At 71.4% G+C, this 20,323-nt stretch carries 16 protein-coding genes and 1 tRNA gene; 4 read left to right on the plus strand and 13 right to left on the minus strand.

The features are described 5' to 3' along the window. Positions 1-37: 37 nt before the first annotated feature. From ACFC0G_RS21640 to ACFC0G_RS21650, 3 genes are all read right to left on the minus strand, one after another. Complete coding sequence (locus ACFC0G_RS21640; protein ID WP_376405576.1) at positions 38-862, minus strand: carbohydrate ABC transporter permease; 825 nt, start codon at positions 860-862, stop codon at positions 38-40. After that, on the minus strand, positions 859-1,782 hold the full coding sequence (locus ACFC0G_RS21645; protein ID WP_376405770.1) for a carbohydrate ABC transporter permease: 924 nt from the start codon (positions 1,780-1,782) through the stop codon (positions 859-861). The genes ACFC0G_RS21640 and ACFC0G_RS21645 overlap by 4 nt, the downstream gene beginning before the upstream one ends. Before the next feature lie 256 nt (positions 1,783-2,038). After that, positions 2,039-3,379 carry an ABC transporter substrate-binding protein gene (locus ACFC0G_RS21650; RefSeq protein ID WP_376405578.1) on the minus strand — a complete coding sequence of 447 codons (1,341 nt, stop codon included), beginning with the start codon at positions 3,377-3,379 and terminating at the stop codon, positions 2,039-2,041. Between the two features lie 201 nt (positions 3,380-3,580). On the opposite strand from ACFC0G_RS21650, the gene ACFC0G_RS21655 reads away from it, so the two are divergent. After that, the gene (locus ACFC0G_RS21655) at positions 3,581-6,289 is read left to right on the plus strand and encodes a cellulose binding domain-containing protein (protein WP_376405580.1); all 2,709 of its coding nucleotides are present in this window, start codon (positions 3,581-3,583) and stop codon (positions 6,287-6,289) included. A 57-nt stretch (positions 6,290-6,346) separates the two neighbouring features. Here the strand turns inward: ACFC0G_RS21655 and ACFC0G_RS21660 are convergent. From ACFC0G_RS21660 to ACFC0G_RS21675, 4 genes are all read right to left on the minus strand, one after another. Further along, positions 6,347-6,419, minus strand: a tRNA-His gene (locus ACFC0G_RS21660). 115 nt (positions 6,420-6,534) lie between these two features. Continuing rightward, positions 6,535-7,137, minus strand: coding sequence for an oligoribonuclease (orn, locus tag ACFC0G_RS21665; RefSeq protein WP_376405582.1), 603 nt, complete (start codon positions 7,135-7,137; stop codon positions 6,535-6,537). Positions 7,138-7,267: 130 nt separating this feature from the next. After that, positions 7,268-8,437 (minus strand): helix-turn-helix domain-containing protein, encoded by a 1,170-nt coding sequence (locus ACFC0G_RS21670; protein WP_376405584.1) that lies wholly within the window; start codon positions 8,435-8,437, stop codon positions 7,268-7,270. Positions 8,438-8,846: 409 nt separating this feature from the next. Further along, entirely contained in the window at positions 8,847-9,191 is a 345-nt protein-coding gene (locus tag ACFC0G_RS21675) for a hypothetical protein (protein ID WP_376405586.1), read from the minus strand. Positions 9,192-9,536: 345 nt separating this feature from the next. Between ACFC0G_RS21675 and ACFC0G_RS21680 the strand changes: the two genes are divergently transcribed. Then, positions 9,537-10,058 carry a universal stress protein gene (locus ACFC0G_RS21680; protein WP_024758120.1) on the plus strand — a complete coding sequence of 174 codons (522 nt, stop codon included), beginning with the start codon at positions 9,537-9,539 and terminating at the stop codon, positions 10,056-10,058. Positions 10,059-10,223: 165 nt separating this feature from the next. Further along, positions 10,224-10,790 carry a GPR1/FUN34/YaaH family transporter gene (locus tag ACFC0G_RS21685; RefSeq protein ID WP_376405589.1) on the plus strand — a complete coding sequence of 189 codons (567 nt, stop codon included), beginning with the start codon at positions 10,224-10,226 and terminating at the stop codon, positions 10,788-10,790. Between the two features lie 264 nt (positions 10,791-11,054). On the opposite strand, the gene glmS is transcribed toward ACFC0G_RS21685, so the two are convergent. Both glmS and ACFC0G_RS21695 read right to left on the minus strand, forming a co-directional pair. Beyond that, complete coding sequence (glmS, locus tag ACFC0G_RS21690; RefSeq protein WP_376405591.1) at positions 11,055-12,872, minus strand: glutamine--fructose-6-phosphate transaminase (isomerizing); 1,818 nt, start codon at positions 12,870-12,872, stop codon at positions 11,055-11,057. A gap of 55 nt (positions 12,873-12,927) precedes the next feature. Continuing rightward, positions 12,928-13,203, minus strand: coding sequence for a hypothetical protein (locus ACFC0G_RS21695; protein ID WP_024758123.1), 276 nt, complete (start codon positions 13,201-13,203; stop codon positions 12,928-12,930). A gap of 239 nt (positions 13,204-13,442) precedes the next feature. Between ACFC0G_RS21695 and ACFC0G_RS21700 the strand changes: the two genes are divergently transcribed. Continuing rightward, positions 13,443-15,080 (plus strand): beta-N-acetylhexosaminidase, encoded by a 1,638-nt coding sequence (locus ACFC0G_RS21700; RefSeq protein WP_376405594.1) that lies wholly within the window; start codon positions 13,443-13,445, stop codon positions 15,078-15,080. A 73-nt stretch (positions 15,081-15,153) separates the two neighbouring features. Here ACFC0G_RS21700 and ACFC0G_RS21705 read toward each other — a convergent pair whose 3' ends face one another. From ACFC0G_RS21705 to ACFC0G_RS21720, 4 genes are read right to left on the minus strand one after another with little or no spacing between them, the layout of a single operon-like run. Then, positions 15,154-16,944, minus strand: coding sequence for an IucA/IucC family protein (locus ACFC0G_RS21705; RefSeq protein ID WP_376405596.1), 1,791 nt, complete (start codon positions 16,942-16,944; stop codon positions 15,154-15,156). Then, entirely contained in the window at positions 16,941-17,471 is a 531-nt protein-coding gene (locus tag ACFC0G_RS21710; protein ID WP_376405598.1) for a GNAT family N-acetyltransferase, read from the minus strand. Before ACFC0G_RS21710 ends, ACFC0G_RS21705 begins: the two co-directional genes overlap by 4 nt. Further along, positions 17,468-18,751 carry a lysine N(6)-hydroxylase/L-ornithine N(5)-oxygenase family protein gene (locus tag ACFC0G_RS21715; protein WP_376405601.1) on the minus strand — a complete coding sequence of 428 codons (1,284 nt, stop codon included), beginning with the start codon at positions 18,749-18,751 and terminating at the stop codon, positions 17,468-17,470. The genes ACFC0G_RS21710 and ACFC0G_RS21715 overlap by 4 nt, the downstream gene beginning before the upstream one ends. After that, positions 18,738-20,177 carry a pyridoxal phosphate-dependent decarboxylase family protein gene (locus tag ACFC0G_RS21720; protein WP_376405603.1) on the minus strand — a complete coding sequence of 480 codons (1,440 nt, stop codon included), beginning with the start codon at positions 20,175-20,177 and terminating at the stop codon, positions 18,738-18,740. Before ACFC0G_RS21720 ends, ACFC0G_RS21715 begins: the two co-directional genes overlap by 14 nt. Positions 20,178-20,323 lie beyond the last annotated feature (146 nt).

Consider the following 20,323-nt stretch of genomic DNA (forward strand, 5'->3'; position numbering starts at 1 on the left):
TGACGTGACGTGAGCGGCCCGCCCCTTCGCGAGCGCCCTATCCCTTCACCGCACCCCGCATCACCCCGCCCACGATGTGCCGCCCGAACAGCGCGAGGACGACGAGCAGCGGCAGCGTCCCGAGCAGCGCCCCCGCCATCACCACCGACTGGTCGGGCACCGTCCCCCGCCCCAGGCCCGTGAGCGCCACCTGCACCGTCGGGTTCCCCGTCTGCGTCAGGGCGAGGACCGGCCAGAAGAAGTCGTTCCAGGCCGCCACGAACGACAGCATCCCGAGGACCGCCATCGCCGGACGCGCCGCCGGCAGCACCACGTGCCACACCGTCCGCAGGGTCCCCGCCCCGTCCATCCGGGCGGCCTCCAGGACCTCGGACGGCAGCGCCCGCCGCAGGTGCTGGAGCATGAAGAAGACCCCGAAGGCGGAGACGAGCGAGGGCAGGATCACCGCCTGGAGCTCGTCCGTCCAGCGCAGCCGCGCGATCAGCAGATAGAGCGGGACGACCCCCAGTTGGGGCGGGATCAGCATCGTCCCCGCCACGAGCACGAGCAGCGTGCCCCTGAAGCGGAACCGCAGCTTGGCGAAGGCGAACCCGGCGAGCGTCGAGAAGAGCACCGTCCCCGCCGCGACCGCCCCGGCGACCAGTGCGGTGTTCGCCAGCGCCTCGCCCAGCCGGGCGTCGGTCCAGGCGAGCTCCAGGTTCCGGGGCAGGTTCCGCCCGAACCGGAAGGGCGGCGGCGTGGCCGCGAGCCGCGTACCGGTCCGCGAGGCGGCGACCGCCGTCCACAGCAGCGGGAAGACCGAGACGGCGGTGAAGAGCGCGAGCAGCGCGTACGTGCCCCAGCCGGCCCGCTCCGTCCTCACGAGACCCGCCCCCGGCGCCGCCCGAGACCGCCGCGCAGCAGCCGTACGGCCCCGAACAGCGCCACCAGGACGAGCAGCATGGCCCAGGCGATGGCCGCGGCCCGCCCCAGATGGAGGTTCACCCAGCCCTGCTCGTACAGATAGAGCCCGAGGGTCTGGAACTGGTGATCCGCGCCACCGGACGCACCGGCCCCGCTCCCGAACAGCAGCGGCTCGCCGAAGAGCTGGGTCGCGCCGATCGTCGAGACCAGCGCCGTGAAGAGGAGCGCGGGCCGGAGCCCGGGCAGCGTCACGTGCAGGAACTGGCGCCACCGCGACGCCCCGTCGAGCGCCGCCGCCTCGTACAGCTCGCGCGGGACCGTCTGCATCGCCGCCAGATAGATCAGCGCGTTGTAGCCGGTCCAACGCCAGACCACGATCGACGACACCGCGAGCTTCGACGCCCACGGGCCGTTCTGCCAGTCCACCGGGGGCAGCCCGGCCGCCCCCAGGGCCCAGTTGGCCATCCCGTGGTCCCGCCCGTAGAACAGCGCGAAGACGAGGGTCGCGGCGGCGACCGAGGTGGCGTACGGGGCGAGCGCCACGACCCGGAAGACCCCCCGGCCCCGCAGCCGCACGTCGAGGAGGTGCGCGACGCCGAGGGCGAGCAGCAGCTGCGGGACGGTGGAGAGGACGCCGATGACGACGGTGTTCACGAGGGCGTTCCAGAAGAACGCGTCGTCGAGCAGCCGCGCGTAGTTGTGCAGCCCCACCCACTCCGCCTCGGCGGGCGCCGTCAGCTCGACCCGGTGCAGCGAGGTCCAGGCGGTGGCGAGCAGCGGGAACGCCCCGAAGGCCCCGAAGAAGAGAAAGAACGGCGCGACGAGCACGTACGGCGCCCAGCGCGAGCCGACGGGGGTACGCCGGGGGCGACCGCGCACCCCGAGACCCCGGGAGGGGGCGGCGGCGGCGGCCCCGGGTCCGGCTCCGGCCCGGTCTCCGGGTCCGGCCTCGGCCCGGTCTCCGGCCCCGGCCCGGTCTCCGGTTCCGGCCCCGGCCTGGTCTCCGGTTCCGGCCCCGGGTCCGGCGGGCCCCGGGCCGGGTGTCGGCGGTGGCGGGTCGGCCGGTCGTCGGGGCTCCGGTGGGTCGGTCGGTTCCGGCGGGTCCGTGGGCGTCTGTGTCTCCGTCACCGCGCCCTCACCGGTCCAGCGCGTTGTCGATCGCCTTCATCGCGGCCCGCCAGGCCGACTCCGGCGGGCGGCCCGTCTGGTCGACCTGGAGCATGCCGACGTCCGCCAGGGTCTGGGCGACGAGGGCGTCCTTCGGGCCGACCGGGGCCCGGGGGACGCCCCGGGCCGCCGCGGCGAAGACCGCGCCGACCGGGGCGTCGCCGAAGTACGGGTGCCGCGCCTCCGCGACCGCCGGGAGCGCGTACGAGGCCGAGGCGCTCGGGAAGCTGCCGCGCCGCTCGAAGAGCACCGCCTGCTGGGCGGGAGCCGTCAGCCAGGCCGCGAGCCGCGCCGCCTCGGCGCGGTGCCGCCCGGCGGACGGCACGACGAGGAACGAGCCGCCCCAGCTGCCCGGCCGGGGCGCCGCCGCCACGTCCCACCGGCCCCGCCCGGCCGGGCCCGCCTTGTCCTGGATGTAGCCGAGCATCCAGGCGGGACAGGCGACCGTGGCGAACGCGCCGTTCGCGAAGGCCTGGTCCCAGCCGGGCGTGAACTGCTGGAGCCGGGCCGTCAGCCCCTGCCGGGCGAACGCGGCGCCGAGGTCCCACGCCTCCCGTACGGCCGGGTTGACCGCCACGATCAGGTCGCCCCGCTCGTCGTAGTACCGGAGCGCCGCGCTGCCCGTGACCGCCGCCATCACCCCGGAGGCGGAGTCCGTGAACGCCGTGCCCTCCGGGGCCCGCTCGCGGTAACGGACCCCGGCCGCCAGGTACTTGCGCCAGTCCCCGGCCCACAGCCGCCCCACCGCGCCCCGCTCGGTCGGCAGTCCGGCGCGGGCGAAGAGGTCCTTGCGGTAGCAGACGGCCTGCGGCCCGATGTCGGTGCCGAGCGCGAGCGTGCGCCCGTCGGGGGCCGTGCCCTGCGCCCACTTCCACGGCAGGAAGGCATCCCGGTCGACGCCCGGCGCCGAGCCGAGCGCGTCCAGCCGGCCCGCCTGCGTGGCGAGGACCTCCGCGATGTTGCCGACCTCGACGGCCTGCACGTCGGCGAGGCCGGAGCCGGCGGTGAGGTGGGTGAGCAGCTGCGGGTAGTAGACGTCGTTGCGGGTGAGGGAGGTCTGCCGGACCGCGACGTCCGGGTTCAGCCGCATGTACGTGTCGTAAAGACCGGCCTCCTGGAGGCCGAACGTGCCGAACACCCCGACGGTGAGCGTGATCCGCCGCCCGCTCCCGTCCACCGGCTCCCGCACCGGGACGCCCGCCGCGGGCGGCGCGGCGGGGTCGGTCGCGCAGCCGCCGGCGAGCGCCGCGCCCAGGAGGAGGGCGAGGGCGAGCACGGCGACGGGCCCGTTCCTCCTCCTGCTCCCCATGGGCCCCGACCGTAGTGCGGCCCCGTCCGGGCGGCGGGGGACAGCTCGCCGGGCCGCGCGGAATCCACCCGCCCGCACCACCCTCCCGGCCGTACGCGGCGGGCGCGTCGTCGAACGTCTTCGACGACTCCCGGACCTTGACCGTGTTCTGACCCCGACTCAATAGTGGGAGCGCTCCCACTCATCTTCGACGGGATACCCATGCGCAGAACACGCCACCTCCTCGCGGGCCTCGCCCTGACCGCGGGCCTCCTCACGGCAGCGGCGCCGAACGTCACAGCGGCGTCCGCCTCCGCCAAGCCCACCTCCCCCGAGCCCGCCTCCGCCGCACCCGCCTCCGCCGCCCCCAGCGCCTCGTACACCTGGAAGAACGTCCGTGTCGACGGCGGCGGCTTCGTCCCCGGCATCGTCTTCAACCGGACCGAGAAGGACCTCGTCTACGCCCGCACCGACATCGGCGGCGTCTACCGCTGGAACCAGGCCGGCGCCTCCTGGACCCCGCTCCTCGACTCCGTCGACTGGGACCACTGGGGCCACACCGGAGTCGTCGGCCTCGCCTCCGACACCGTCGACCCCGACCGGCTGTACGCGGCGGTCGGCACGTACACGAACGACTGGGACCCCGGCAACGGCGCCGTCCTCCGCTCCGCCGACCGGGGCGCCACCTGGCAGCGCACCGACCTCCCCTTCAAGCTCGGCGGCAACATGCCGGGCCGCGGCATGGGCGAGCGCCTCGCCGTCGACCCGCACAGGAACAGCGTGCTCTACCTCGGCGCGCCCAGCGGCAACGGCCTGTGGCGCTCCACCGACTCCGGCGTCACCTGGTCGAAGGTCACCACCTTCACCAACCCCGGCGGATACCAGCAGGACCCGACCGACACCAGCGGCTACGACTCCGACGAGCAGGGCATCGTCTGGGTCACCTTCGACGAGTCCACCGGCACCGCCGGCACCGCGACGAAGACGATCTACGTCGGCGTGGGCGACAAGGACAACGCCGTCTACCGCTCCACCGACGCCGGCGCCACCTGGACCCGGCTGCCCGGCCAGCCCACCGGATACCTCGCCCACAAGGGCGTCCTCGACGCGCGGAACGGCCACCTCTACCTCGCGTACAGCGACAAAGCCGGCCCGTACGACGGCGGCAAGGGCCAGGTGTGGCGGTACGCCACCGCCACCGGCGAGTGGAAGAACATCAGCCCCGTCGCCGAGGCCGACACCTTCCACGGCTTCAGCGGCCTCACCGTCGACCGCCGGAAGCCCGGCACGGTCATGGTCTCCGCCTACAGCGCCTGGTGGCCCGACACCCAGATCTTCCGCTCCACCGACTCCGGCGCCACCTGGACCAGGGCCTGGGACTACACCTCGTACCCGACCCGCGCCGACCGCTACACGATGGACGTCTCCTCCGTCCCCTGGCTGACCTGGGGCGCCACCCCGGCCGCGCCCGAACAGACCCCGAAGCTCGGCTGGATGACCGAGGCCCTGGAGATCGACCCCTTCGACTCGAACCGCATGATGTACGGCACGGGCGCCACCATCTACGGCACCCAGGAACTCACCCACTGGGACACGGGGACGAACTTCACCATCAGGCCCATGGTGAGGGGGCTTGAGGAGACCGCCGTCCTCGACCTCGTCTCCCCGCCCTCCGGCGCCCCGCTCATCAGCGCCCTCGGCGACATCGGCGGGTTCCGCCACACGGACCTCGCCACCGTCCCGTCGATGATGTTCACCTCCCCGAACTTCACCTCCACGACCAGCCTCGACTACGCCGAGACGAACCCGAACGCGGTCGTCCGCTCCGGCAACCTCGACGGCGGGCCGCACATCGCCTTCTCCGCCGACAACGGCGCCGACTGGTCCCCGGGACAGGACCCTTCCGGCGTCACCGGCGGCGGCACGGTCGCCGCGTCCGCCGACGGCGGCCGGTACGTGTGGAGCCCGGACGGCACCGGCGTCCACACGGGCACCGGAGGCGCCTGGACCGCCTCCACCGGCATCCCCGCCGGCGCGACCGTCGAGTCCGACCGCGTCGACCCGAAGACCTTCTACGGCGTCAAGGACGGCACCTTCTACGCCAGTACGGACGGCGGCGCGACCTTCACCGCCCGGGCCACCGGCCTCCCGGCCAAGGGCAACGCCCGCTTCAAGGCCGTCCCCGGCAGGAAGGGCGACATCTGGTTCGCCGGCGGCGCCGCCGACTCCGCCTACGGCCTCTGGCACTCCACCGACGGCGGCGCGACCTTCACCCGGGTCTCCGGCGTCGACCAGGCCGACACCGTCGGCTTCGGCAAGGCCGCACCCGGCGCCACGTACCCCGCGCTCTACACGAGCGCGAAGATCGGCGGCGTACGGGGCGTCTTCCGCTCCACCGACGCGGGCGCGAGCTGGGTCCGGATCAACGACGACGCCCACCAGTGGGGCTGGACCGGCGGCGCGATCACCGGCGACCCCCGGGTCTACGGCCGGGTCTATGTCTCCACCAACGGACGCGGCATCATCTACGGCGACACCGCGGAGACCGGCGGCGGCACCGACCCCACCGACCCCACGGACCCCACAGACCCCACCGACCCGCCCGCCCCCTCCGGTGCCTGCGAGGTCGCCTACAAGGTCACCAACCAGTGGCAGGGCGGCTTCCAGGCCGACGTCACCCTGACCAACACCTCCACCACGGCCTGGACCGGCTGGGCGCTGGGCTGGGAGTACCGCGCGGGACAGCGCATCGGCCAGATGTGGAACGCGACCCCGACACAGACGGGCACCGGCAGCACCGGTGTGACCACCGTCACCGCCCGGAACGTCGGCTGGAACGGCCCCGTCGCCGTCGGCGCCTCGGTCTCCTTCGGCTTCACGGGCACCTGGACCGGCACCAACCCGCCCCCGACGGTCTTCGCCTGCGGCTAGCGGCACACGAAAACGACCGAGGCCCCGGTTCTTTCGAACCGGGGCCTCGTCCTTCAGGGTGAGTAACGGGACTCGAACCCGCGACATCCTGGACCACAACCAGGTGCTCTACCGTCTGAGCTATACCCACCATGACCGGCGATTTTCTCGGGTTTCCCCGACCGGCCGAGAAGAAGTCTACAGGGTCCTGGGGGGTGCTCGCGCCCGCATTGATTCCGGACGCGAGCGACCCCGTTCGGACGGGTCTACTCCGTCGGCGCGGAGTGGCGCGCGGCGATCCGCTTCGCGGTCTCCGAGTCCGGTCCGGGCTGCGGGACGAAGACCGCCTCCCGGTAGTAGCGCAGCTCCGTGATGGAGTCGCGGATGTCGGCGAGCGCCCGGTGGTTGCCGTTCTTCTCCGGACTGTTGAAGTACGCCCTCGGGTACCAGCGGCGGGCCAGCTCCTTGACCGAGGAGACATCGACGATCCGGTAGTGCAGGTGGCCCTCCAGGGCAGGCATGTCCCGAGCGAGGAAGCCGCGGTCCGTGGAGACCGAGTTCCCGCACAGCGGCGCCTTGCCGGCTTCCTTGACGTGCTCGCGGATGTACGCGAGGACCTGGGCCTCCGCGTCGGCGAGCGTGGTGCCGCCGGCGAGCTCGTCGAGCAGTCCCGAGGCCGTGTGCATCTGGCGCACGATCTCGGGCATGGTCTCCAGGGCCGCGTCCGGCGGGCGGATCACGATGTCCACCCCGTCGCCGAGCACGTTCAGTTCCGAGTCGGTGACCAGTGCGGCCACCTCGATGAGTGCGTCGTCCGTCAGCGAGAGCCCGGTCATCTCGCAGTCGATCCACACCATGCGATCGTTCATGCGTCCACCTTAGGGGGTGTCACCCCCAGGTGCCTTTCCCCCGGGGGAGCGGCCGACGGGCGCCCGGGGGAGGTGTCCCCGGGCGCCCGTCGGTCCTGCGGTGCGCCGCTTGTGGCCGCGCGGGTCATCGTTACGGCGCGCTGCGCTGGCCCGGCAAGGAGGGGCGGCCGGGAGCGTAGGCGTCCGCGTGCGGCTTCCCCTGGTCCAGCGGGGAGACCGGGCGCCGCATGCCGGCGGCGACCTGGGCGGGCACGGCGGAATCGAGCACCACCGTGCCGACCTCACCCTGCGGTCGCCTGGCCCGGTACGCGGCCCGGTAGGCCGCCGGCGAGGAGCCGAGCTGGCGCCGGAAGTGGCCGCGCAGCGCCACCGGCGAGCGGAAGCCGCACCTGCCCGCGACCTCGTCGACCGAGTAGTCGGAGGTCTCGAGCAGCCGCTGCGCCTGGAGCACTCGCTGCGTGATCAGCCACTGGAGCGGGGCGGAGCCCGTCAGCGAGCGGAACCGGCGGTCGAAGGTCCGCCGTGACATGTACGCGCGCGCGGCCAGGGTCTCCACGTCGAACTGCTCGTGGAGGTGCTCCAGCGCCCAGGCGACGACCTCGGCCAGCGGGTCGGCGCCGATCTCCTCTGGTAAAGACCTGTCGAGGTAGCGCTCCTGACCGCCGCTGCGCCGCGGCGGGACGACCAGCCGGCGCGCCAGCGCGCCCGCGGCCTCGGTGCCGTGGTCGGTCCGCACGATGTGCAGACACAGATCGATTCCGGCCGCGGTGCCGGCGGAGGTGAGGACGTCGCCGTCGTCGACGAAGAGCTCCCGCGGGTCCACGTGGACCGACGGGTAGCGCTTGGCGAGCGTCGGCGCGTACATCCAGTGCGTGGTCGCCGGCCGGCCGTCGAGCAGGCCCGCCGCGGCGAGGACGAAGGCCCCCGTGCAGAGGCCGACGATCCGCGCGCCCTCCTCGTGGGCGCGGCGCAGCGCTTCGAGCGCCTCCGGCGGTGGCGGCGAGGTGATCGACCGCCAGGCCGGCACGACGACGGTCCCGGCGCGGCCGATGGCCTCCAGGCCGTACGGCGCGGTGAGTTCGAGCCCGCCGGTGGTCCGCAGCGGTCCGTCCTCGCCGGCGCAGACGAGCAGCCGGTAGCGGGGCACGCCGGCGTCCTGCCGGTCGATGCCGAAAACAGAGAGCGGGATGGAGCTCTCGAAGATGGGGCCGCCGCTGAACAGCAGCACCGCGACGACTTCGCGACGGCGGCGCCCGGACAGCTTCCGTGCGACCTCCGGTGCGGTGGAGTCCTGGCTCATGACGCTAAGCCCCCCTCGGTGTTCGCGTCTCCCTGGTCGTGTCGCTCCTGCACGTTTCCCCTCGGTTTTGCACGAGACCCCAGTCTTCGGTACCCATGATCGAATCTACTGTGTCCCGTGGCACCGGCGTGACAAGTTCTCCATCCGGTGGATTGTCGACAAGGCCACTTGGCGCGAAGCGATCGATCGCGAAGCGTTCCACCTGGCGGCCGCCAAGGGAAGGGGCGGCGCCGTGAACGCCCGGTGGGCGTAGGGGGTGGGGCCGTATTCCGGGGCTTCGGGGGCTGTCGGCGCCGGGGTTGGCCAACCGTTCCGCCAAGGACTCGCCGGGGAATGGAAGTTGGCTGAAAACATATGGGTTCGGGTGTGCGAACCTGTCAACTCGAAGGGGGTCGGACGCGTCCCCGGCTCAGTTTCGGTGCCTGGTTCGTACCGTTTCGGCCCGTAGTCCGCGCTCCGAGCGGCGCAGCAGCAGCCGGCACGCCGCCGTCACCGAGACGAGTCCCAGCGCGGTCCCGGCGGCTCCGCCGATCGAGGTGCCGTAGACGACGAGCACCACGGGCACGAGGACGCAACAGAAGACCGCCCACCGGACGACGTCACCGGCCGCGTCCGAGGTTCCTGTCCCGGCGCCCGTGTCCCGCTCCCTGCCCGGACCCGCCGACGCGGTCGCGGGCGCGATCACGGTCGCGGTCGCGGCGGCGGGGACGGATCCGGTGGAGGTCTGGCCTGCGGCGGTCGATGGTGCGGGCACGGGCGGTCTCCCTACGACGGTGGGCTGGACCTGTGGGGAACGAGGAGTGGAACGTTCCGGTCACTGTGGGCGACGTCCGTTTGGCCCCCGTACGGACGCCTGTAGGGCACAACCGGCATTGCCAGATCGCGAACCCCTCGGGCATGCTCCCTGGGACGCCGTGCGCGAGCGGGGCGTGCGCCGGGGAGTGGCACGGCGGGCTCTGGGCAGGAGAGGAGTGTCGCCGTACCCTTGGGGGTATGGGCTTGGGAAGATGATTCCCGGACACAGCTCCGCCGCCACCCGTTGTTCCGCCCCCTCCTTTCCCCGTCCCTTCCCACGAGGACTCTCTTCGCCGAGACACCGATGGCCGGTCACGAATTCCCCGAACCCGCGGACCGCAAGCGCGTCGCCGACTCCACGGTCGACCCCCTCGCGGTAGAACAGCCACGCCACTCCTGCGACCCGGCCTTCCGGCACGGGGTGGTCGTCGGTTTCGACGGCTCCACGTCCAGTGAGAGAGCCCTCGCGTACGCCATCGGCATGGCCCGCCGCTCCGGGTCCGGCCTGATCATCGTGCATGTGGCCAATCGGCTGCCCACCACGGTGTGGGCCGGCTGCGAGCCGCCGGTCTTCGTCGACGTACCGGATCACCGCACCGAGGTCCTCGGTCTGGAGCTGGCCTGCGCCGAGCACCTCTCCGAGGTGCCGTGGATCCTCGTCGAGCGCGGTGGCGACATCTGTCACGAGCTGGAGGAGGTCGGCCGCGAGTACTCGGCCGACGCGATCGTCGTCGGCTCCACCCACGGGATCGTCGGGCGGATCTTCGGCTCGGTGGCCGGCCGCCTCGCGCGCCGCGCCCAGCGGCCCGTGATCGTCATCCCGTAGGGCCCCTTCGCGGCGGCTCGCTCCCGTGCTCCGATCCCCAACTGGCGTGCACCGGACAATAATTCGGCCTTCCGCAGGTGAATTGTGCGCTTGTGAAGGGTAGATAAGGGTCACCGGATCACAGCAGCTCACGCAGCACGTCTGCACTCCTGAAGGGAGCCCGCCGTGGACAACGAAGTCGCCGCGGGGAACAGCACCTCCACTCTCGGCAACCTCGCACTCGGACTGACCCTGCTGGCCTTCGGGCTGGGCGGGACGGGTGTCATCGACAACGTCGCGGCAGCGGATGCCGCGGGCCTCGCCACCTGGGTCGGCGGGGTGGCGCTCTTCCTCGTCGGACTGCTCGCCCTGCGCGGCGGCAGCACCGGTGAGGGCACGGCGTACGCGGCGCTCGGCGCCTTCTGGTTCACCTGGGGGACCGCCGTCGGCGGCGGGGCCTCGGCGGACGCCGTGGGGCTCTTCATGCTCCTGTGGGCGCTTCTCGCGCTCACGCTGACGATGGCGGCCGCGGGGAGCGGTCTGTTCGGACAGGGCGTGTACGGGCTGCTGTTCGTCGCGCTGCTGCTGATCGGCATCGGCGCGCTGGCCGACAACGGCGGCCTCGCGAAGGCGGGCGGCTGGGTCGCGGCCGTCGCGGGCTTCGCCGCCTGGTACGGCGCCACGGCCGCGGTGGCGGGCTGGCCGACGGCCCTCCGGCGCTCGGCGGGCACGAGCGCCCCGGCCGCGGGGTGACCACGAGCGCCGGCGAGTGAGCCGAAGGGGCGCGCGGCTGTCGAAAGGGAGAGCGCGCGGAGGTCCCGAGGAACGAGGGATCGAGCACGGTCGACCGTCGGCAGTCGCACCAGCGCCCCGGAGGCGAACCGAGCCCCGAAAAAATGAGAACGGTCCCTGTCGCACCTGGGTGTGCGACAGGGACCGTTCTCGTGTCCGGTCGAACCGCCGGGGGACAGGCCCGGCGGTGCGGTGCGGGTCGGGGGGACAGGCCCCGACCGGCTGCTACTCGACCGTGACGGACTTGGCCAGGTTGCGCGGCTTGTCGATGTCGCGGCCCATGGCGAGCGCCGTGTGGTAGGCGAGGAGCTGGAGCGGGATGCCCATCAGGATCGGGTCCAGCTCGTCCTCGTTCTTCGGCACGACGATGGTGTGGTCGGCCTTCGCCTGCGGCTGGTGCGCGACCGCGAGGATGCGGCCGCTGCGGGCCTTGATCTCCTCCAGGGCGGCGCGGTTCTTCTCCAGCAGGTCGTCGTCGGGGACGATCGCGACCGTCGGCAGGGCCGGCTCGATGAGGGCGAGCGGGCCGTGCTTCAGCTCGGAGGCCGGGTACGCCTCGGCGTGGATGTAGGAGATCTCCTTCAGCTTGAGGGAGGCCTCCAGGGCGACGGGGTAGCCGCGCACACGGCCGATGAACATCATCGACTGGGCGCCCGCGTACTCCGCGGCGATCTTCTTGATCTCGTCCTCGGTCTCGAGGATCTCGCTGATCTGCGCGGGCAGCTTGCGCAGGCCCTCGATGATCCGCTTGCCGTCGGTGACGGACAGGTCGCGGATGCGGCCCAGGTGCAGGGCGAGCAGCGCGAAGGCGGTCACCGTGTTGGTGAAGCACTTGGTGGAGACGACGCAGACCTCGGGGCCCGCGTGGACGTACACGCCGCCGTCGGCCTCGCGGGCGATGGCGGAGCCGACGACGTTCACGACGCCGAGGACGCGGGCGCCCTTGCGCTTGAGCTCCTGGACGGCCGCGAGGACGTCGTACGTCTCACCGGACTGGGAGACGGCGATGTAGAGGGTGTCGGGGTCCACGACCGGGTTGCGGTAGCGGAACTCCGAGGCCGGCTCGGCGTCGGCGGGGATGCGGGCCAGGGACTCGATGAGCCCGGCGCCGATGAGGCCGGCGTGGTACGAGGTGCCGCAGCCGAGGATCTTGATGCGGCGGATGGTGCGGGCCTCGCGGGCGTCGAGGTTCAGGCCGCCGAGGTGCACGGTGGAGAAGCGGTCGTCGATCCGGCCGCGCAGCACGCGGTCGACCGCGTCGGGCTGCTCGGAGATCTCCTTGTGCATGTACGTGTCGTGGCCGCCCATGTCGTAGGAGGCGGCCTCCCACTCGACGGTCTCGGGGGTGGCCGTGGTGGTGGTGCCCGAGGTCGTGTACGTACGGAAGTCGTCGGCCTTGAGGGTGGCCATCTCGCCGTCGCCGAGGGTGACGACCTGGCGGGTGTGGGCGATCAGGGCGGCGACGTCGGAGGCGACGAGCATCTCCTTCTCGCCGATGCCGAGGATGACCGGGGAGCCGTTGCGGGCGACGACGATGCGGTCGTTGAAGTCGGCGTGCATCACGGCGATGCCGTAGGTGCCCTCGATGACCTTGAGCGCCTCGCGGACCTTCTCCTCCAGGGTGGTGGCCTGGGAGCGGGCGATGAGGTGGGTGATGACCTCGGTGTCGGTCTCGGAGGCGAAGACGACGCCGTCCGCCTCCAGCTTCGCGCGCAGCTCCTGGGCGTTGTCGACGATGCCGTTGTGGACGACCGCGACCTTGTTCTCGGGGTCCAGGTGCGGGTGCGAGTTCACGTCGCTGGGGGCGCCGTGGGTGGCCCAGCGGGTGTGGGCGATGCCGGTGGTGCCGGAGAAGCGCTTGGGGACGCGGGCTTCCAGGTCGCGGACCCGGCCCTTGGCCTTGACCATCTTCAGGCCGGTGGCCTTCGGGCTGGTGATGACCATGCCCGCGGAGTCGTAGCCGCGGTACTCCAGACGTGCCAGGCCCTCAAGGAGCAGGGGGGCGACGTCGCGCTTTCCGATGTAACCGACAATTCCGCACATAAAGGTGAAACCCCTCCAGGTTGGTGACAGGTGCTGCTGCTCGGCCGTAGGCGGTTCAGCCGTAGACGATGCGGCGCAGTTGCCGGAGCGAGAGCTCCGGTGGCGCCACGGCCCGGTGCGGCAGCTCCGCCGCGATCCGTTCGAAGATCTCGGCGTTCACGGCCCCGCCGGACTGCAGTTCGCGGTGGCGGCGGCGGACGAACTCCTCGGTCGTCTCGTCGAAGTACGCCAGCACGTCGAGCACCACCCGGGCGGCCTCACCGCGCTGGAGCGCGGTGCTGCGGACCAGATGGTCGACGAGGTCGTCATGCGACGGGCGGCGTTCGAGCACCCGTGAATACTGAGGGGTACCGCGACCCCTATGCAAGAATCCTGCCCGAAATCGGGCAGGCGTGTCCTGTTCGGGAGCGGAAACGAGGAGATTGGTCCAGACCTTGACCCGGAGTGGGGGTGGCGGTACGCATGGTTGCCGACGGGATATAGAGAACTGAAGAACAACAGGACGTCGGAAGAGCAGGCGTCGGAGCCGTGCCGATCACCCGAAGACGTGTCGATCACCCGAAGGGGACCATGCCCGTGAGTCAGCGCCGAAGGATCCCTCGCCTCATCGGATCACTCCTCCTGGTCGCCACCGCCGGGGTGGGCTGCGGCGAGGCCACCGCCGACACCGGAAGCGCCGACGGCAAGGCCGCCGCCGCCGACCCCGAGGTCCGCCCGCTCGGCCGCATCGTGCCCGTACCCGCCTCCGTCGCCCCCGAGGGCGAGCCGTACACCCTCACCCCCGCCACCCGCATCGGCGTCGACGAGAGCTCCCGCGACTCCCGGGCCGTCGGCCGCTACCTCGCCGGGCTGCTCCGCCCCGCCACCGGCTTCCCGCTCCACATCGTGGACGAGGCTTCCGCCCACGACGGCATCCGCCTCCGTCTCGACCCCGACGACACCGAGCTCGGCGAGGAGGGCTACCGCCTGCACTCCGGCCCCGACGGCGTCACCCTCACGGCCCGCGAGCCCGCCGGCCTCTTCCGCGGCGTCCAGACCCTCCGCCAGCAGCTGCCCGCCGCCGTCGAGCGCGACTCCGTCCAGACCGGCCCCTGGAAGATCGCGGGCGGCACGATCACCGACACCCCGCGCTACGCCTACCGCGGCGCCATGCTCGACGTCGCCCGTCACTTCTTCACCGTCGACGAGGTGAAGCGGTTCATCGACCAGCTCGCCCTCTACAAGATCAACACCCTGCACCTGCACCTCTCCGACGACCAGGGCTGGCGCATCGCCGTCGACTCCTGGCCCCGCCTCACCACCCACGGCGGCTCCACCGAGGTCGGCGGCGGCCCCGGCGGCTTCTACACGAAGGAGGAGTACCAGGAGATCGTGCGGTACGCGGCCTCCCGGTACCAGGAGGTCATCCCCGAGATCGACATGCCGGGCCACACCTTCGCGGCCCTCTCCTCCTACGCCGAGCTGAACTGCGACGGCGTCGCCCCGCCCCTCTACACCGGCGTCAAGGTCGGCCTCAGCTCCCTCTGCGTGCCCAAGGACGTCACGTACGACTTCGTCGACGACGTGATCCGCGAGATCGCCGCCCTCACCCCCGGCCGCTACCTCCACATCGGCGGCGACGAGGCCCACTCCACCAGCCACGCCGACTACGTGACCTTCATGGACAAGGTGCAGCCCGTCGTCGCCAAGTACGGCAAGACGGTCGTCGGCTGGCACCAGCTGACCGGAACGAAGCCCGTCGACGGCGCCCTCGTCCAGTACTGGGGCCTCGACCGCACCCCCGCAGCCGAGAAGGAGCGGGTCGCGGCGGCCGCGCGGAACGGCGCCGGACTGATCCTCTCGCCCGCCGACCGCTCCTACCTCGACATGAAGTACACGAAGGACACCCCACTCGGCCTCGCCTGGGCCGGCACGGTCGAGGTTCAGCGCTCCTACGACTGGGACCCGGCGACCTACCTGCCGGGCGCCCCGGAGAGCGCCGTCCGCGGCGTCGAGGCCCCGCTCTGGACGGAGACCCTGGCGACGACGGACGACCTCGACGTGATGGCCTTCCCCCGCCTCCCGGGCCTCGCGGAACTGGGCTGGTCCCCGGCGGAGACCCACGACTGGGACACGTACAAGGTCCGCCTCGCGGAACAGTCCTTCCGCTTCGACGCACTGGGCATCGACTACTACCGCTCGCCGCAGGTGCCCTGGCCGGGCGAGTAGCGGTACCGCTCACAGACGCTAGCCCCGCCGGAGGACCGTACTCCGGTGGGGCTCGCGTCGGTTCAGGGGTGGGTCAGGCGAAGCGGGCTATCGGGTTGACCAGGTCGCCGACGAGCTGGAGGGCCGCCGACGGGTCCGAGAGGTCGACCATCTGCTTGTTGTTGCGGAGCTGGAGGCGGTTGAGGGCCGACAGGGCGAAGGTCTCCTCGAACATGTCGTACTGCGCGAAGCGGTCCGCCAGTTCCGGCTTCGACGCCTGGTAGGCGTGGGTGCACTCCGCGACCGTCCGCCAGAAGCTCTCCTCGTCCAGGACGCCCTCCGTCGCCAGCGTCGCCGCCAGGAAGCGGAAGAAGCAGTCGAAGACGTCCGTGAAGACCGAGAGGAGCTTCATGTCCTCGGGGATCTCGGCGCGGACGCGCTCCACCGCCGGCGGGAGGACCGCCGTCGGGTCCATCACGACGATCTCCTCGGCGATGTCCTTGAAGATCGCGCGGGACACCCCGCCCTGCTCGTCCAGGACCAGGATCACGTTCTCGCCGTGCGGCATGAACGCCAGGTCGTAGGCGTAGAAGCTGTGGAGGATCGGGAGGAGGTAGGCGTCCAGGTAGCGGCGGAGCCAGGCCGTCGGCGCGACGCCCGACTCCTTGATCAGGGCGCCCGCGAACGACGCGCCCGCGTGGTCCACGTGGAGGAGCGAGGCCATCGTCGCCAGGCGCTCGCCTTCGGCCAGCGTCGGGACCGGGGACTCGCGCCACAGCGCGGCCAGCATCTTGCGGTACGGGGAGTAGCGGTCGGTCGCGGCCTCGTACTCCATGTGCCGGTAGCCGACGGCCGCCCGCTCGCGGATGATCGAGAAGTCGGCCGCCCGGAAGGTCGCGTCCGACTCGATCAGCGTGTGCAGCCAGTCGTTGATCGCCGGGGTCGCCTCCATGTACGCGGCCGACAGGCCCCGCATGAAGCCCATGTTGAGGACCGAGAGGGCCGTCTTCACGTAGTGCTTCGTCGGGTCCGACGTGTTGAAGAACGTACGGATGGACTGCTGCGCCAGGTACGTGTCGTCGCCCTCGCCCAGGTAGACGAGGCGCTGCTGCGCCACCTCGGCCGCGAAGGTGACGGACAGCTTGTTCCACCACTGCCAGGGGTGGCAGGGCATGAGGAGGTAGTCGGCCGGGTTCAGGCCGCGGGCGGCGAGGGTCGCGGCGAAGGCGTCCACCGTCGCGTCGCCGAGCTCGGCGCGGATGAACGTCTCGTACGCGATGTCCGCGCCGGCCGTGAAGGTCGTGCGGTCGCGCCGCGCCGCCAGCCAGATCAGGTGGATGTCGCTCGCGGCCTCGGGGGCGTACGCGCGGAACTCGTCGACGCCGAAGCCGAGCCGGCCGTTGTTGGCGACGAAGCAGGGGTGGCCCTCGGTCATCCCGGTCTCGATCGCCTGGAAGCCGGCGTGGGCCAGTTCGGCGGAGGTGATCTGAGGTTTGGCCGACTTGTACGCCGTGCCGGCGAGGGTGGAGGAGATCTCCTCCAGGTAGACCGGCAGGATCTCGTCGCTGAGGCCGAGGGCGCCGCGCAGTTCGGTGATGAACTGGAGCGCGTCCAGGGGGAGCTGCTCGTCGCCCCGGTGGCGGCTGATCGAGTCGGGGTAGACCTGCCAGTGGTCGAGCGCGAACCGGTCCGCCGTGAAGCGGTACTCGGTCGTGCCGTCGTCGCCGAGGACCTTGTAGCGGCTCTCGCCCAGCTCCTGCGGGTTGAGGAGCCGCTCGTGGGCGAACTCGGCGAGGCCCTTGCGGATCAGCGCGCGGTTGGCGGTCGCCCAGCGGTCGGGGGTGAGGTGGGCCACCGGGTCGGGGGAGTGGTTGATCGTGCTCATATCGACACCGCCACGGCCGCCTCGAACTGTTCCCGGGTGCAGAAGCTCAGCAGTGCCTTCTTCTCCGGCTTCTGGATCTCGCGCTCCGGCACGAAGCCGACGATCTCGTTGAGGGCGTGGACGGCCTTGTTGGAGACGTCGGGCTCGACGACCACGCGGGCCGTCGCCGGGTCGGCGAACAGCTCCGCCATCACGGCGGTGATCACCTTGCGGGTGAAGCCGTGGACGGGGGTGTCGGTCGGGGCCACGAGGAAGTGCATGCCGACGTCGCCGGGCAGCGGGTCATAGAGGCCGACCAGCTCCAGGTGGGCGGGGTCGTAGCGCTCCATGAGGACGGCGGGCACCTCGTCGACCAGGCCGATGAAGGCCTGGTGGTGCGGGTGGGCGGCGAACGCCGCGTACTCGCGCTCGACGTCCTCCAGGCTCGCGTCCTGCATCATCCAGAAGGCGGCCTTGGGGTGGGTGACCCAGGCGTGGATCAGCTCCGCGTCCTTGAGGGGATCGAGCGGGCGGAAGCGGACGGTCATATCGCGAACTCCTGGAAAGCGATGGTCTTCTCTACGGGGTAGTACTGGGAGCCCAGCATCTCCCCGATGATGTACGCGTTGCGATACGCCCCCATGCCCAGGTCGGGCGAGGTGATCGAGTGGGTGTGCACGGCCGAGTTCTGCAGGAAGATCCCGCGGCCGGTCGTGTCGATCGCGTAGTTGCGGGCCACGTCGAAGCGGCCCTGGGCGTCCCAGTTGATGCGGTCGCGGACCGGTTCGAGGAAGGCGGGGACGGTGTACTTGTACCCGGTGGCGAGGATCAGGCCCTCGGTCTCCAGGGTGAAGTCCTTCTCCTGCTCCTCCTGGCGGAAGCCGAGCGTGTACGTGCCGCTGGTGTCGTCGTACGCGGCGGCGTGCAGCGCGGAGTTGGTCAGGAGGCGGGTGGGGACGGGGCCGTTCAGGTTCTTCTGGTAGAGCAGGTCGAAGACGGCGTCGATGAGCTCGCCGTCGATGCCCTTGAAGAGGCCCTTCTGCTGGGTCTCCAGGCGGTACCGGGTCTGCTCGGGGAGCGCGTGGAAGTAGTCCACGTACTCCGGGGAGGTCATCTCCAGGGTGAGCTTCGTGTACTCCAGCGGGAAGAAGCGGGGGGAGCGGGTCACCCAGTTCAGCTTGTAGCCGTGGACGTCGATCTCCGAGAGGAGGTCGTAGTAGATCTCCGCCGCGCTCTGGCCGCTGCCGACCAGGGTGATCGACTTCTTCTTCTGGAGCTCCTCCTTGTTCGGGAGGTAGCGCGAGTTGTGGATGAGGTCGCCGCCGAGGTCCTGGCAGGTCTCGGGGACGTACGGCGGGGTGCCGGTGCCGAGGACGATCCGGCGGGCGCGGAAGGTCTCCCCGGTCTCGGTGGCGACGACGTAGACGTCGTCGGCGGCGTCGAAGGTCACCTCGGCGACGGTCGTCGACCAGCGGACCGAGGTCAGCTTTCCGGCGGCCCAGCGGCAGTAGTCGTTGTACTCGGTCCGCAGCGGGTAGAAGTTCTCGCGGATGTAGAACGAGTACAGCCGGCCCTTCTCCTTCAGGTAGTTGAGGAAGGAGTACGGGGACGTCGGGTCGGCCATGGTGACCAGGTCCGACATGAACGGCGTCTGGAGGTGGGCGCCTTCGAGGAACATGCCCGAGTGCCACTCGAAGTCCGGCTTGGACTCCAGGAAGAGACCGTTCAGGTGGTCGATGGGCTCGGCCAGGCAGGCGAGTCCGAGGTTGAACGGGCCGAGCCCGATGCCGATGAAGTCGTACGTCTCGGGCGTCTCAGGCGTGGACAAGGGTCTCTCCCAGGTACTGCTCGGCGTGGCCGGCGATCAGGTCGAGGACGGCGGCGATGTCGGCCGCGGTCGTCTCGGGGTTGAGCAGGGTGAACTTCAGGTACTGGCGGCCGTCGACCTTGGTGCCGGCGACGACGGCCTCGCCGGAGGCGAAGAGGGCCTTGCGGGCGTAGAGGTTCGCCCGGTCGATCTCGTCGGGCGAGGTCACGGCCTCGGGGACGTAGCGGTAGACGAGGGTGGAGAGCTGCGGCTCGACCACGACGTCGTAGCGCGGGTCGGCGGCGAGCAGCGCGAAGCCCTCCCGGGCCAGGTCGCAGACCTCGTCGAAGAGTTCGCCGACGCCGTCGGCGCCCATCACACGCAGCGTCATCCAGAGCTTGAGCGCGTCGAAGCGGCGGGTCGTCTGGAGCGACTTGTCGACCTGGTTCGGTATCTGCTCGGCGATCGTGCGGCGCGGGTTGAGGTAGTCCGCGTGGTACGTCGCGTGGCGCAGGGTGGCGCCGTCGCGGACCAGGAGGGCGGAGGAACTCACCGGCTGGAAGAAGGACTTGTGGTAGTCGACGGTGACCGAGTCGGCCCGCTCGATGCCGTCCAGGAGGTGGCGGCGGGTGCGGGAGGCGAGCAGTCCGCAGCCGTAGGCCGCGTCGACGTGCATCCAGGCGCCGTACTCGTCGGCGAGGGCGGCGATCTCGGGCAGCGGGTCGATGGAGCCGAAGTCGGTGGTGCCGGCGGTGGCGACGATCGCCATCGGGACGAGGCCCTCGGCGCGGCAGGCCTCCAGCTCGGCGGCGAGGACGACGGACTGCATGCGCTTGGTCCGGTCGACCGGGATGGAGATGACGGCGTCGGCGCCGAGGCCGAGGAGGGTGGCCGACTTCTGGACGCTGAAGTGGCTGCACTCGGAGGAGAAGACGCGGAGCCTGGAGAGGTCCGTCGTCTTGGCCTCCTCGCGGGCGAGGAGCAGGGCCTGGAGGTTGGACTGCGTACCGCCGCTGGTGAACACGCCGTCGGCGGCGGGGCCGAGGCCGATCCGGCCGGTCGTCCAGTCGATCAGCTTCCGCTCGATGAGGGTGCCGCCGGCGCTCTGGTCCCAGGTGTCGAGCGAGGAGTTGACGGCCGAGAGGACGGCCTCGCCGAGGACGGCGGGGATGACGACCGGGCAGTTGAGGTGGCCCAGGTAGCGGGGGTGGTGGAAGTAGACGGCGTCGCGGAGGTAGACGCTCTCCAGCTCGTCGAGGGCGGCGGAGGAGTCACCGAGCGGCCGGTCGAGGTCCACGGCGTCGATGACGGGGGCCAGTTCGGCGGGCGTGACACCGGTGAACGGGCGGCGCGTCGCGGCGAGTTTGTCCGCCACCCGCTCGACTCCTTCGGTGACGGAGCGCCGGTAGCTCTCCGCCGTGGCGTCGTTGAGCAGGTGGGAGCGCATGTGGGGGCCCTTTCGGGAGGAACGCTGAGGGAAGCCGTGCAAAAGTAAGGTTAGCCTAACCTAATTTTGAAAGCCAAATGACCCCCAACCGGGAAGGGTTGGGGGTCATTTGGGGAAACGGGGGGAGCGGGGGGGGAGGGGTTACG

Origin of the sequence: Streptomyces sp. NPDC056169, from assembly GCF_042268445.1 — a bacterium.
Classification (GTDB): domain Bacteria; phylum Actinomycetota; class Actinomycetes; order Streptomycetales; family Streptomycetaceae; genus Streptomyces.